8 protein-coding genes are annotated in these 15,237 nt (G+C 42.7%); 2 read left to right on the top strand and 6 right to left on the bottom strand.

What is annotated here, in order from left to right; all coding sequences use genetic code 11:
- The first annotated feature begins 256 nt into the window (after window positions 1-256).
- A complete protein-coding gene (locus tag Q4574_RS12705; RefSeq protein ID WP_303474512.1) occupies window positions 257-1,561 on the top strand; it encodes a PAS domain-containing methyl-accepting chemotaxis protein in 1,305 nt (434 codons plus the stop codon).
- Window positions 1,562-1,698: 137 nt separating this feature from the next.
- Here the strand turns inward: Q4574_RS12705 and Q4574_RS12700 are convergent, their stop codons facing one another.
- Window positions 1,699-3,933, bottom strand: a complete 2,235-nt coding sequence (locus Q4574_RS12700) for a glycoside hydrolase family 3 N-terminal domain-containing protein (RefSeq protein WP_303474511.1) — start codon at window positions 3,931-3,933, stop codon at window positions 1,699-1,701.
- A 350-nt stretch (window positions 3,934-4,283) separates the two neighbouring features.
- On the opposite strand from Q4574_RS12700, the gene Q4574_RS12695 reads away from it, so the two are divergent.
- The gene (locus Q4574_RS12695; protein WP_303474510.1) at window positions 4,284-5,744 is read left to right on the top strand and encodes an MFS transporter; all 1,461 of its coding nucleotides are present in this window, start codon (window positions 4,284-4,286) and stop codon (window positions 5,742-5,744) included.
- Window positions 5,745-5,757: 13 nt separating this feature from the next.
- On the opposite strand, the gene Q4574_RS12690 is transcribed toward Q4574_RS12695, so the two are convergent.
- The 5 genes from Q4574_RS12690 to Q4574_RS12670 form a co-directional block, all read right to left on the bottom strand.
- Window positions 5,758-6,774 (bottom strand): cupin-like domain-containing protein, encoded by a 1,017-nt coding sequence (locus Q4574_RS12690; protein ID WP_303474509.1) that lies wholly within the window; start codon window positions 6,772-6,774, stop codon window positions 5,758-5,760.
- 6 nt (window positions 6,775-6,780) lie between these two features.
- Window positions 6,781-7,503 carry a SapC family protein gene (locus Q4574_RS12685; RefSeq protein WP_303474508.1) on the bottom strand — a complete coding sequence of 241 codons (723 nt, stop codon included), beginning with the start codon at window positions 7,501-7,503 and terminating at the stop codon, window positions 6,781-6,783.
- Between the two features lie 69 nt (window positions 7,504-7,572).
- A complete protein-coding gene (locus tag Q4574_RS12680) occupies window positions 7,573-9,147 on the bottom strand; it encodes a tryptophan halogenase family protein (RefSeq protein WP_303474507.1) in 1,575 nt (524 codons plus the stop codon).
- 86 nt (window positions 9,148-9,233) lie between these two features.
- Window positions 9,234-12,200, bottom strand: coding sequence for a TonB-dependent receptor (locus Q4574_RS12675; protein WP_303474506.1), 2,967 nt, complete (start codon window positions 12,198-12,200; stop codon window positions 9,234-9,236).
- Window positions 12,201-12,309: 109 nt separating this feature from the next.
- A complete protein-coding gene (locus tag Q4574_RS12670) occupies window positions 12,310-14,925 on the bottom strand; it encodes a glycoside hydrolase family 16 protein (protein WP_303474505.1) in 2,616 nt (871 codons plus the stop codon).
- Window positions 14,926-15,237: the final 312 nt, after the last annotated feature.

Genomic DNA, 15,237 nt, shown 5'->3' with positions numbered 1-15,237 from the left:
CGTCATATTTTGCTCTTTTTGGTGTTTTTAGCGTTTTTTCACGTGGTTTTTATGTTAACTTTATTTGAGTAACACAAATTGTATAGTGGTATTAATAAGTCTTACTTTTTATATAGAATGTAATGATTTATCGAGGTGATTGAATTTCATAGATGGACAGAATCAAAACTCTTACTTAATCTGGCTATACAGCTAACTCCGTTTTAAAAGCGGGCTGTCGACTGTCATATTGATAGTTAAAAAAAGAGAAGTTGTAATGTTTAACCGAAATTTAAAACAAAAAGTACTAGAATTAGAAGAGTCACTACAAGAGCAAATTTCTTTAGTGGATTCAATTAAAAACAATGTCGCTTACATCGAATTTACCCCTGAAGGTATTATTTTAACCGCCAACTCGTTGTTTCTCTCCGTCGTTCAATTTACTAGTCAGGAAATTAGCGGCCAACATCATCGTATTTTTTGTGCCCCGGAGTATGTTAATTCAAGGGAGTATTACGAGTTTTGGCAGAAGCTACAATCAGGGGAGAGTTTTTCAGGAACTTTCGCGCGTTTAAATAAAAGGGGTGAATTACTTTGGTTAGATGCTACCTATTTTCCAATTATGCACAACGGAAAAGTTACCAAAATAGTTAAAATAGCGACAGATGTCACCCAAAAGTATGTGTCATTGCAAACTCAACTTGCCATTAGCAAAGCCTTAAGTTTATCCATGGCTGTCATTGAGTTTTCGCCTCAAGGCGACATTTTATATGCAAATGAGAATTTTTTGCACACCATGGGGTGCACCCTCGATGAGATCAGAGGGAAACATCATAAAATATTTTGCTCAGACAGGTTCTATCAAGAGCATCCTAACTTCTGGGCTGAGTTAGAAAGCGGGAAACTTACCTCAGGTATGTTTGTGAGAAAATCGCTTACTGGTAAAGAGGTTTGGCTAGAAGCGTCTTATAATCCCATTAAATCTGAAACAGGGGAAGTCATTAAAGTCATTAAGTTTGCTGCTGATATCTCAGATAGAGTAAAGCAAAATATGGCCGTTTCTGAAGCTGCTGAAGTTGCTTACTCCACTGCGTTGCAGACCGCATCAATAGCAGTACAAGGCACAGATAGACTCAAAGATGCGGTGCAAAACGCTAGTGCAATTGAGAAGTTGGTAGTTGAATCTGTTGCATTAATCGAAGATCTGGGTAAACAATCTAACTTGATCGGTACTATTGTTTCGACTATCAGTTCCATAGCAGACCAAACTAACCTATTGGCCCTCAATGCTGCAATAGAAGCAGCAAGAGCGGGTGATACTGGCAGAGGGTTCGCAGTGGTTGCCGATGAGGTTCGTCAACTCGCCGCTCGGACTAGTAATTCCACCAATGAAATTGGTGACGTAGTGCGTCTTAACCAAGAATTAACGGATGACGTGACTAAGCATATATCCTCGGTGTCCGATACCGCTAAAAAAGGTTCAGACTTGCTGCAGGAAGTTGAAATATCCATCCAAGAAATTAAGCTGGGAGCTGAAAATGTATCTAATTCAGTCGCTGGTTTATCCAGCAATACCCAATAGTTTTATTTACCCATCAACCTAAATTTGGCGCTGTTTTTCATTTTTTGAGTATCGAGGTATTTCCTCGATATTTTTTGTAACTCAAATTGTCGCCCATTAAACGGCGAACTAGCGACTGACTAAATTTACTGGGTGATTTAGGGTTTAGTAACGATGAATTCGGTTGTTAAGTTCGATTTTGAACTGCCTGAAACCCATACATGAAAGGTCCCTGCTTCTACCTCTAATTGCATATTACGATTGTAAAATGCCAGCTCAGATTGCTCTAACTTAAAATAGATCACCGCTTCTTTACCTGCGCATATCAAAACTCGTTTGAACTGTTTTAATTCTTTTACCGGGCGAGTAACACTACCTACTAAGTCGCGAATATAAAGCTGTATAACTTCCTCTGCGTCGTAACGTCCAACATTTTTAATGGTCACTTTGACGTTGATGGACTCACCTGGTGCGTAGCTATGTTTATCGAGAACTAAATGGGTGTATTCAAATTCTCCGTAGGATAAACCGAATCCAAATTCATAAAGGGGAGAGAAGTGGGTATCTAAATGGGTGGCAGCCATACCCAAAGATGTCTGTGGGGAACGCTCAGGTACGTCATCCATATGGATACATTGTTCTTCTGTTGCCGGTTTACCAGTATGCTTTTGATTGTAATAAATTGGAATTTGTCCCACTTTACGCGGAAAGGTGACTGGCAATTTACCTGAAGGAGATGATTCACCTAAAATCAAATCAGCTATAGCGGGTCCGCCCATAGTACCTGGGTGCCAAGCATAGAGTACACTATCGACCATATTTAGAATAGGTTCTAAAGTGAGTGGCCTGCCAGCCATAATGACCAACACAATAGGTTTGCCTGTGGCTGCGATTTGTTCGATTAACCAATGCTGTTTACCGGGTAAGTCCAGCTCTGCACGGCAGTGCGCTTCCCCTGATAAAAAAGACTCTTCGCCTAAACATAAGATAACCACATCAGAGCTTTGAGCTACCTTAATGGCGTCATCTACTAAATCGATGTTGTCGGTTCGAGTATTCTGTAACCCTTTGGCATAATTTAGTGTGACTGATCTACTTAATTCATTTTCAAGGGCCTGTTTCAGGGGGATGCTCGCTTCTTCTTCACCATCAAAGATCCATGTACCTAATTGTTCATAGCCATCATCCGCCAATGGCCCGATTAATCCTATAGCGTTTAAAGCTTCAGAATTGAGGGGGAGAGTCCGGTTTTTATTTTGCAGTAACACACAACTTTTTAACGCTAGTTGTTTAGCCACGTCTAGATCTTCATTGGCGTAAAATGCCTGTTTACGAGCATCCGACGATTGCCCATCTTCTATTGGGTAATCAATATCGAATAACCCTAACTTTTCTTTTAAATGAAGTATTCGCAATACACTTTGATCAATCTCATGTTCACTTAGTTGCTTGTTTTCAAGCAATGTTGCAAGGTTTTGCCGATAGGTGGTGCTAACCATTTCCATATCAATACCTGCATCGAAAGCAGTCAACGCTGAGTGTTCTGGGCTTTCGGTAAGACCATGTATTTGTAGTTGAGCAATGGATTCCCAATCACTCACCACAAACCCCTGATAATTCCATTCTTTTCGAAGGATAGAATCCATTAGCCATTTGTTGCCACTGGCTGGTAAACCATCAAGATCACTAAAAGATGACATAAAGGTTGCTACCCCAGCATCAGCAGCCGCCTTAAAGGGGGGGAAATAAATATTACGCAATTCGTTTTCAGGGATATTCGTGGTGCAATAATCTCTGCCACTTTCAGACGCACCATAGCCAACAAAGTGTTTAGCGCAGGCTGCTATACCACTAGGGTTTTGAAAGTTGTCGCCCTGAAAACCTTCAACCATTGCAACCCCCATAATTGAAGACAGCACAGGATCTTCACCAAAACTTTCGGCAATACGTCCCCAGCGAGGATCACGACTAATGTCGATCATAGGCGCAAAAGTCCAATTTATTCCAACAAACGACGCTTCTTTACCGGCAATTTTTGCTGCTTTTTTAACTAATTCAGGATCCCAACTTGCTGCCTGACCTAAGGGAATAGGAAAAATGGTTTTGAAACCGTGGATAACATCCCGCCCCACCAACAGCGGGATTCCTAATCGACTTTGGTGTGTGGCTATGTGCTGCAGTTTAGCCAGTGTGTTTACATCTACCTCATTAATCACTGAACCAACAAGACCTTGCCTAACATCCTGTTCTAATTCCTCACTATTATTGCCCATGACCTGACTAAGCTGACCCACCTTTTCGACTAGATGCATTTTAGATAACAGGTGATTAATTCTGTCTGAATAACGAGGTGGCACGGAATTAAGTGAGTGAGCGTGTTCTGAGGTAAACATAAATTAGCGTGATCCTGTAAAGCAATATTCGTAGTTGAGATACTATTATCCCTTGAGGAATATTCATTAAACCTTCGCTATTAACCTTAACGTCCAGATATCACAATTCAAATTAAACAAGCTAAAGTGGACTTGGTAAGAGTTAAATAGGGCAGACAGAAATTTTCGTATTTACACTGATTTAACCCCAGATGATTTACCTACTGACCGCTTTACCGTGTGTAATGTCACAACTTATCGTTTTTGGTTTGTCTGCTTGCCAATAAAATGTAACTTTGTTGTTAATTAGTTTCATGTTGCGCGTTAAATACAGCGCTTATTTTTACCTGGTAAACAGCGGAATCCTATAAATGACCAAGAGTAATGTCGTAACTTGTGAGCAAAATCCGACGCAGGTCACTGCTGAACACGACAAAATTCCGTTATCGCGGAAATTCATTTATGGTTTAGGCGCTTTGGTTAATAACTTGTTAGGTGCGGCAATTGGCGGCATGGTCATAGTGTTAAACCTGGGATTGGCAATGAATCCTGCCTTGGTTGGGTTAATTAGCGCATTGCCGCGGTTAACGGATGCCCTAACTGACCCGCTTATGGGGTATATCAGCGATAATACAAAAACCAAATGGGGACGTCGGCGACCTTATATTTTTTGGGGGGCTATTGCTGCTGGAATTATTTATGCTTTGATTTGGCAACTACCAAGAGAACAAAGTGAAATGTTCTACTTTTGGTTTTTTCTTATTGGTTCATTGTTTTTTTATTTGGCTTATACCGTATTTGCCACGCCTTACATTGCCCTAGGCTATGAATTAACTCCAGACTACCATGAACGAACTCGCCTGATGGCGGTGCAAAATTTCATGGGGCAAATGGCTTACTTATTAGCACCCTGGTTTTTATGGTTCATGCAAAACGATAACTTCTTCGATGACATGATTCAAGGTGCAGGCTGGTTAGCTATCATCATTGGTGCCTTCACTATTTTTGTGGGCATTTTACCGGCGATATTTCTCAAAGAGCCAAATTTAGCGATTTTGGATAAACCGGCGATAACTGACACTGAAACCCTTAGCCCAGGCTTAAAAGGTTTCTTTCAAGGGTTTGCTGAGGCTTTAAAAAATAAACCTTTTTTATCATTATGTGGCGCGACTTTTTTGGTGTTTAACGGCTTTATGATGGTGTCGTCTTTCCAATTTTACGTGATTATTTATTACGTTTTTGCGGGGGATACCGACCTTGGTTCAGAGTATGCGGGCTGGGCAGGAACCCTCTCTGCATTTTCAACTTTTTGTGTCATATTTATCACCGCAAAACTTTCTACTTTATATGGTAAACGCCATGCATTTTTTATCGCCATTGGGTTATCCATTGTGGGTTACGGATTAAAATGGTTTTGTTATTCCCCCGAAAATCCTTGGTTAATTTTGCTCCCTGTGCCATTTATTTCCTTTGGTTTAGGTGGGTTATTTACCCTGATGGGGTCGATGATCGCTGATGTATGTGATTTTGACGAATTAAAGACCTTTGCGCGCCGGGAAGGCATGTTTGGTTCTATTTATTGGTGGGTCGTTAAGTTAGGCATGGCTGTGGCGCTCGCTGCTGGTGGCTTTATCCTTAATGGGACTGGATTTGACGTCGCCCTTGGTGGAGAACAATCAGAGTCCACTATCACCCTGATGCGCTTAGCTGATGTGGGTATCCCCATTATATGTTCATTTATTGCAATAGGGTTAATTGTTATCTACCCGATTACTGAAGGGACGGCCCGCGAAGTTAGAGACCAGTTAGAAACCCGTAGAGGTAAAGTTTAGCTGCGTCTTTGGCCTATCGGTTTAGTTTATTTAGTAACTGACTGCGAAGCTGTCGTGCTAAACGCTCATCTAAGGGATTTAAAATTCCTTTTTTAGAAGCTGGAATATGGGCGTTGTCTGCAGGGGCAAAAACATAATGTTGAAACACATCCTGCCAGACTTTGCGTTGAGACTCAGGTAAATCTCGGATGGCTAATATGGCGTGATTGAGAGCATCCAGAGGTGTGCCCATAAAATCAGGTACTTGACGCCACCAATAATTCACCAGAACGTTAAAATCTGTAAGTCCTTCAACATGATGCCACCACATGCTAGGAATAAAAATAGCATCTCCAGGCTCAAGTTCTACAATGAAACAGTGTTTAATTGCCTCAGCAAATTGCGGGAATTTAGTGAAATCCGGTTGCTGGAAATCCACTAAACTAGCTGATTGTCCTGCGGGCGTATAATCTAACGGACCTATGTAAAGGTTAGCAAGTTGATCCGGAGGGAATAAGGTGAATCTACGCCTGCCTGCCACATTACATGCAAGGTTGTCTGGAATGTCATAATGGGCAGCTATTCGGGAACGGTTACCGGCCCAAATACTCACTAATGGTGCGTCCTGCAAAGCCTCTAAATCATTATGCTGTCTAAACCCAGGGAGAATGTGGTTAATTGAGGTTGAACCTAGGTAAACAGATGGTGGCTTTTGGTGATGCTTAAGTTCAATTAACTGTTTCATCACCCCATTAAAGGTCGTTGTTTTGGGGTGGAAGTTAAACCCTTGGAGGTTATCATTATAGAAAAAACGGCCTGCCACTTCTGCAGAAGCCTCAAATGCTTGTACTGGGTTATCATTAGCCCATTGCTGTAAATAGTCAACCGCCACCTTAGTTGACTGTTCTGCAGCGTGAACAATTGGCCAATGAGACACTAAGCCTCTAAAAACACAGGGATGAGAACTAGATAATTGCCCTTGGTTTAAGTCTGCGACTGTACTGTTACGTATTTCTTTTATGTTGTTGTTTGAGGTAAATGGTAAATTCATAAAGGCTTATAGGGTGGCATTTTTCTTTTCAATAAGCAGCGACAAGTTCGACATGGATGCCTCCATCATATGCATCATCTGTAAGTATCCTTGTTGATGCAAGCTTTGCAGAACATCTCCGTGCAATGCTGCTACTTTTTCTTCATTGACGGTATAAAGGCTGTTTAATTCATGATTTGAGCCGTCTTTCAACTGAACTTTAATACTGACTTGTTCAACCAAATTGTGTTGAAGAATGGTATCGATAAATTCGTCAGTTTGCCTATGCCCCTGGTGTATGGTCTGCAAGATTGAGTTGATATTCTGCAGGTAATCACTCTGGCCCCCTTGTTCAAGAAAGACTTTCTCGCCAGTGGTTTGACTTACTCGTGGGCTGTCCATGTCTACGAACACCACTGGATCTTGTGTTAAAACACCATCAACCTGAACATTTTGAAAACCAATAAGGAAAGGGCGTCTGCGAATGGTTAACGGAATATAATTCCCTTGCCAGCCTGAGTCATTTAAATAGAGATTTTCAAATGGCGCAAAGCCGAACAGTGCGATAGCTTCAAACTTTCCAGTTTCCGTGTGTTTGTGAAAAAATAACGGATACAAGCCCTGAGCTTCACGAAACTCAGATACAAATACATTGGTAAAACTTATATCATCCCCAAGATTGGGCAGGAAATCAGTGATCACCTGTAAATCTTTGTGAGTAATGTTATCCAGTAATTGATGGTTGGGCATGGGGAGTTCCTAATAAGTTGCTAATTATAAATGTATAAAGTTGTTGAGTTTTCAGCAATGAAATCACCCTTAAATTCGTTGTAACCCGAACTGCTGAATTTTATTAATCAGCTCTCGGTTAGTGGGTAATCCCCTGAGCAACTTTTCGGTCATTTGCTGGTTTTTTCTGAAGTTTTCCAAGGCTATATTTTGATTGTTTGAGCGTCTACTGGTCTTTGGCTGCTGGGTTTTAAAGCCCATTCCATATAACACATATTGATAACTCGCCGATGGAAAGACTTCATCGGTTTGAGTGAAATCGCTGTGCCAGGGAGAGTGGTGTTGCCATAACTCCAATAGCTCAGTGAGGCCGTCTGGAATCGTCTCTGTTTGGCAGTTATCAAGCCAATAGTCGGAATCCGTGCGCTGGGTTAGCACATAGTGTAATTTGAGAAAATCGATGATTCTATCCCAGCGGTAACGGAATTTATCATTGAATCGTTTTGCGACTATATCCATGATTTTGCGTGTTGCCGGAAGCTGTTCGCTGATCATGGCCGCCGACAATTCTACTAATACCAATGCAGAGGCTTCTAGAGGCTCTAAGAATCCAGCAGATAAACCAACGGCTACACAGTTTTTATGCCAAAACGTTTCTCGATGTCCAGGCACTATGGGAATTTTACGTACCTTAAGGTCGTCCACCTTATCGCCTATGCTATCGCGAATATATTGACGTAGTTCCATTTCAGCTTGGTCGTCACTAATATGGGCCGAGGAATAAACATGGCCTACGCCGCGCCGTGTAGGTAAACCTATATCCCAAATCCAGCCAGCACTTTGTCCGGTAGAAATAGTGTGAGAGGCAATGGGGCTTTGGGGATCAGAATAGGGAACCTGCACCGCTAAGGCGGCATCGTTAAATAAAATGTGTTTTTTGTTGATAAAGGGAATTTGGTAATGTTTACCAATTAATAATGCATGAAATCCACTGCAGTCGATGAATAAATCGCCATTTATTTCATCGTGTTGTTTCGTTGAAAGGCTGCATATATCGCCACTATCATGGCTATTAATGGCAATAACGGTATCTAGTATGTGTTTCACGCCCAGCTTTTCAGTACAATGTTGTTGCAAGAAAGCGGCGAATTTACCTGCATCTAAATGGTATGCGTAGTTGGCTACATGGGCGAATTCTGGCGTGGTGTTTTGTTTCGGTGCTAAGTCACGTTCACATATTTGACCTTGGAATGAGACTGCATCGGCAAAGGGGATATGATCGGCTTGTTGCTGCCAAAATGGTGCTAAGTTGATTTGCTCGTAACCTTGGGGTAAAACTAAGGGATGGTAATAGGCATCGTCTTTTGCCCCTGTCACCCATTTAGCAAATTTAGCGCCTTGCTTGAAGGTTGCATCGCAACAACGAATAAAATCGGTCTCGGTGACCCCCATTTTACGCAAAGTGCCACGCATAGTCGGCCATGTACCCTCGCCAACGCCAATAGGTTTCACATCTGGAGATTCAATTAGGGTAACAGATATGCCGTGTTTCGAATGGGCCATGTGTTCAGCCGCAATGACGCCAGCGGTGAGCCACCCAGCGGTTCCACCTCCTACAATGACAATATTACGAATTGGATTATCTGACACCTTACCTCCTGCCATTTTCCCATTGATTTATATTCTAGAACTTAATTTACAAAATAATAACAAAAAGCCGCTAATAAAGCGGCTTTTGTTCTGGTTGGCGCTTAAAATGAATAGCGCGCGCCAAAGTTATAACGTGTACCGTATTGACGGGCAAATAAGAATTGCTCTTCGTAACGTCCGTAACCCTCTTCAGTTTCATTGGTTAGGTTTAACCCTTCAAAGAATACCGTGAGATTGTCGTTTACATCGTAGTTAATGCTTAAATCATACTGCTCATATTCTTTAAAAAATTGAGGAGGCGCTTCAGCAGTGCCTTGGTCTTGACCTATGCCAATTAAGTACGAATCGCGCCAAGCATAAGTGAGTTTTGCTGACAAACCGTCTTTTTCATAGAAAATTTGTACGTTTGCAGAATCACTGAGTCCGTTTAACGGAGACTGTACCGAGAAGTTTTCAGTGTCGTAATTCACATCACCGTCAACCAAGGTCATGTTGAAGCCAGCGCCAAAACCACTTTCTCCAAACAAGTGTTGAATAGCGAATTCAATCCCGTCCACCATCTTTTTCTCACCATTTGAAGGCTGGCTGACTAGCCATTCAACAAGGGGATCATCATCGCTTTGACGTACAATTTGAGTTTCGCAACAATCATCATCTATACCGCCACCATTATCAATAATTTGTTGCCAAATCGCACCATCTGTCGCTTGTATACCTGCAGCCACTAAGTCCGCTTCTGCTTGGATCGCTCTAGGACCAATATAGGGGTCACGTAAGCCATCTACTGTGATAGTGGTGAAGGTGTTTTGGATAAAGTTTTTCACATCTTTACGGAAGTAACCAATGGAGGTGTAACTGCCTTCATCATAGTAGTATTCAAAACTGACATCCAAGTTGGTCGATTCAAACGGTAGTAAATTAGTATTTCCCGAAGAGCCTGTGCGCCCACCAGGTTTGGGGCTGCCAGATAGTGATCTTGCGCCTATTAAGTTACCAAGAGGGGCTCGAGTGATGGTTTTACTTGCTGAGAATCTAGCTACAATATCATCAGTTACCTCTAATTTGATGTCTAAGTTAGGTAAAATGACATCATGTTCCCCTGTGTAGGTAACAGTGCCACCATCACTTGCTCGATAGCGCATTTGCCACTCGGTAGGATTAGTCCACACCAAATAATCTTCGACACTGTCTTGCAGTACTAAACTCGTCACATCCGTTTTTTCATAGCGTACGCCAATATTCACGTCTATAGGCATATCGGCAATTTCGAAATACATATCTGCAGCTAAGTAAGCACTTTGGGTTTCTTCCGTCAAATCAGCCGTAGTCATGGTGCCAAAGTCAGGGTTTAGGGGATCAATTGAAAAGCCAAAGTAGTCCTGCATTCGAGCTATAACTTCAGCGTAATCGAAGGTGTAATAATAGTTTGTAACTAAGTCATTGCCACCGTTTGAAAACTCATCTAAAAAGTCGCCTGTGTCGGTACGAGTAAACATACTATCAGGGAAAATAGCCTGATTGCCGTTGTAACCATTAGGTCCAACATTGCCGTTATTCGCTGAATAACCACCGAAATACTGATCAGTATTGGCGAGACCAAACTGTACTTTTGTGAGGAAACTGTCATTGGGATTGACCCACTCAGTATCCAATTGAATTTGTTCAATGGTCGACTCACCTTCTGCACGCCCAAACTGCGCAAAAAGAGGGTCAAAGTCAGCTGGATCAGCTTCATCTGCACCATCAGGCCAAGTAATATCGAACTGTGGAATTCCACCACCGGAAAAGTCATAGGTTTTACTGACTATATTGTTGGGTCCTAAAATTACATTTCCCGAATGATGTGTACCATCATCGGCGCCATTATCAGTGGTCGTTTTCGAATCATGGTAGTCAAATTCCACATGAAAATCGTCAGTGGCTTGCCATTCAAAGTTAAAACCAATGGAGTCGCTCTCTACTAACAGGGTTTCAACGTTAGCCGAGTGAGCGAAATCATTACTCGACTCAGTTAAGCTGATGGCTGAACCTCGCTCATCCAGCTCGTAAGAATTGATATTTCCACCGAAGTTAAACCAAATACCAAACCCTTTACCCGATGTCGCCGTTTCGGCTTCAGAATACACGTAATCTAAGGTGAAGGTCATATCGTCACGAGGTGCATATTGCAGTGTCGCCATGCCGTTTACACGTGTGCGTTCAACGTTATTAATATTGTAGGAAATTTGACGAGGCAGGTAAGTGTGACCTGCTTTGCCATCCTCCAACGAGCCATCTAATGTATCTTCTTCTAAACTTGTTGCGTCTGGCCTCAAATCGATAAAATCAGTGGTGCTGCCTAGAGATTGGTCTGCCTGCCAACCGGGCACATTGGCACTTTGCTGCTGAAAATTGCGTTCTTGCATGGATAATGAAATGGCGACACCGAAAGTATTGTCGGCAAAAGTATTGCTATATAATGCAGAAATCTCTGGGGTTATATCCGAACCTTCGACATTTGATTCATCATAAATTCCCTTGCCAGAAACCACATATTTCAAGCCTGGGCTGTTTAATGGTTTAGCGGTTATAATATTAACGGTTGCGCCTAAGCCTCCACTTGGTACATCTGCGCGGCCGGTTTTATATAGTTCTAACGCGCTGACACCGTCAGAAGAGAGGTTTTCCAAATCGTATGAGCGATTGTTACCTGTTCCCGGCATTTGGCGACCATTGAGGGTTACCAGGTTAAAGTCAGGTCCGAATCCACGTACTGTTATTTGGCTACCTTCCCCGTTTTTACGGCTAATGGTTACCCCTGGAATACGTTGCAATGATTCCGCGATATTGGTATCAGGAAATTTGCCCATTTCTTCAGCAGAAATTGCATCGACCACCCCTTGGCCACTGCGTTTGATATCCATTGCCCGTACCAAAGAGCCGCGGATCCCTTTTACTTGGATCACTTCTACATCATCTTGTGTCGTTACGGCTTCTTCCTGTGCATTAGCGGTAGATACTAAAACGCCACCTAGTAGCATAGACATTGACGCAGCTAAGGTTTTTTTCTTGAAGGTCATGTGTTTCATAGTTGCCCTACTTAAATTGTTCTTTGTTCTATGTAAGCCCTTGGGCTTTACACCTGTTTTGTATTGGCATAAAACCCGGCAAGTCATAATGTGGTATTTCTTCGAGCCTTTAGTTAGACGTGATTTTCAGGTTATCAATGCGATAAACTGCACCATCACCTGTCCCCCAGGCTGGGAATATCATTACGACGTTAATCGCACTTATATCCAGACCTGCATCGGAAAGCGTAAGAAGATCAAATGTATATGTTTGCCATTCGCCGGTAACAGGGGGCTCACCTTCATTACTGGTTTCCACTGCTAATTCCACTGCTGTGGCGGCATCAAGAGACTCCACTTTAAATAGCCAAGCGGTATCTTCGCTAGGGGTTGCAATCACTTTCATATCGAATTTGATCACGCCATTTGATAATAAAGTGGTAGCGTCAAACTCTGCACTATCCTCAGCTAAGAATCCCATTACGGTAGGCGTTTCGCCGATTTGGAATTCAGCGACTGCGCCATGGGCTGTATCGGCATCGACTTCAACCGTTGGCGTTGAACCGCCGCAGCAATCCCACATAGGCCATAGGGGGTTTTCTGCATTTTCAAACACGGTGAGTGAAGGTGGTGGTGGATTAAAAATCTTAGCATTATCAACACGGTAAACGGCACCTTCTCCTGCGCCCCAAGAAGGGAATATCATCACCACATCAATTGCACTCAAATCCAGACCCGCATCGGCTAAATCTTGTAAGTTAAATGTATAGGTTTGCCATACACCGGTAACCGGAGTAACCCCTTCATTGCTTGCAGATAAATCCAGTTCTACCGCCTGAGAAGCCCCATTACTTTCTGCTTTAAATAACCATGGCGTTGCGTCACTAGCAGTGCCACTAACGACTTTCATTTCAAACTGAATGACACCAACGGCTTCAAGCAAGCTAGCATCAAATTTAATTCCCTCAGCCGACAAGAACCCCATAACAGTAGGCGTTTCACCTATGGAAAATTCTGCCACAGTACCATGGGCTTCATCGTCGATGACTTCTACTGGTGTTGAACCACCACAGCAATCCCAAAGAGGCCAATCTAAATTGGCTTGGTCTTCAAATAATATTAATTCTGGGTAATCGATGGTGAATTCCATATTATCAACTCGATAAACCGCACCTTCTCCAGTGCCCCAAGCTGGAAAAATCATAATCACATCAATGGCGGTTAAATCTAACCCCGCATCTGCCAAGTCTTGCATTGAAAATGAAAAGGTTTGCCATGTCCCTGTGGTTAAAGGGTTGCCATCTATATCTTGAGTGATGTCCAGCTCAACCGCTTCACTGGCACTGTTACTCTCAATTTTGAATTTCCAAACCGAGTTAGTATCAACGGGAGCTGAAACGATTTTCATATCAAAGGTCAACGCACCTGCGGTTAACATAGGCGACGCGTCGAAACGCACAGGTGTATCAAGTAAGGTGGTGTTAAACCCCATTACCGTTGGCGCTGAGCCAATAACGAATTCGACAACGGCGCCGTGTTCGTCGTCATCCATTTCTATGCTTGGTGTAGTGCCGCCACAACAATCCCAAATTGGCCAATCTGGATTAGCTTCATCAGCAAATACGGTCAGTTCTTGCACCACACCTGTTGATGGAGGTGAGGGCACTGGCGCCTTTCCCGTAACTAAAGCATCCTCTTCATCTTTGTAACCGGCACGCACTGTTTCGCACCCTTTACCAGTCATCGGGTTAGTTGAGCATTCATAAACTCGAACATAGTCGATAATATAGCTTTGACCATTGGCAAATGCGGTTTCATCGATGCCTAAGTTGTTGACATTAGAGGGCCAATCGCCACCAACGGCTAGGTTGAGTAAAATGTGAAAATCTTGGTCAAATGGTGAAGCATCCCAGTGGACTTCTTTCTCTCCGGTGGCAATATCAAAATATTCTGAAAACCAACCTTGATGAATTAAACCTGAGGCTTCACCGTCGCTGTTATAGCGTACTTCCGAGGCCATCTGTGTCGCGTATAAATAATCATCCACATACCAACGAATTTCACCTTCTTGCCATTCTATTGCATAGGTATGGAAATCATCTGCAGGATTAGCCCCATCGGGCAACAAGTATGCTTTTCCTGAAGACTCGTTTTGTGGCCAGTCGCGACCATAATGTAAGGTGCCATGGATATATTTCTCTTCATTGCCGTCAGCATCTACCACACCTAAGTTCACCGCTTCAAGAATATCGATTTCACCTGACTTTGGCCAAGTACCATAGACTTCGTCAGTCGGTAACATCCAAAAAGCCGGCCAGCTGCCTTGTCCAGAAGGCAATTTAGCGCGCATTTCGAAACGCCCGTATGTCCAGTCGCCCTTATATTTCGTTCTTAGACGGGCTGAAGTGTAAGGTAAATCGGCTCCTTCTTCGGCGGGTTTTGCAACAATATTAAGCATCCCATCAGCAATAAATGAATTGTCTGTTGAGTCGGTATAACATTGTTGTTCGTTATTACCTCCTCCGCTGCAATTGACTTCATGACTCCATTTACTTGAATCAATGCTATCTCCATCAAATTCATCGTTCCAAATCATTACCCAATCTTCGACAGGTGCAGATGTATCTATTGCTTTTAAATCTGTATCTGAATTGGAACCGCCACAACCTGTCAGAGATATCGCTATAGCGGCACCTACTGATAGAGACAAGTTGCGCGTTGTGTGCTTAACGCTGTTGATTCTCATTGTGTTCTCCGAAAACAAAACCTAAGTGATTTTGACTGCTGATTTATCCAATGCTTCTGCGTTATTGGGTCGCAGTGAATCATCAGATATGGCACCAGTTGTTAATTGCTTGATTTTATATGTAACACAAAGGTTAATTGTGTGCGGGCTAAAATCGATAAGGCGGGACTAGTAAGAGGTGGGACGGACTGACCTATTGGTTTGATCAACATATAACACCTGTTATTGATAAGGTAACTTTCCTGCAGAGCCCATTTTTAAAGCTTTTTAGGTTTTTTGTTAAGAGCATTCCAACTTGCCGCCTCGCTAGTC

Origin of the sequence: Aliiglaciecola sp. 3_MG-2023 (assembly GCF_030548205.1) — a bacterium.
GTDB lineage: Bacteria > Pseudomonadota > Gammaproteobacteria > Enterobacterales > Alteromonadaceae > Aliiglaciecola.
This window is presented reverse-complemented; position numbering and strand designations above follow the sequence as displayed.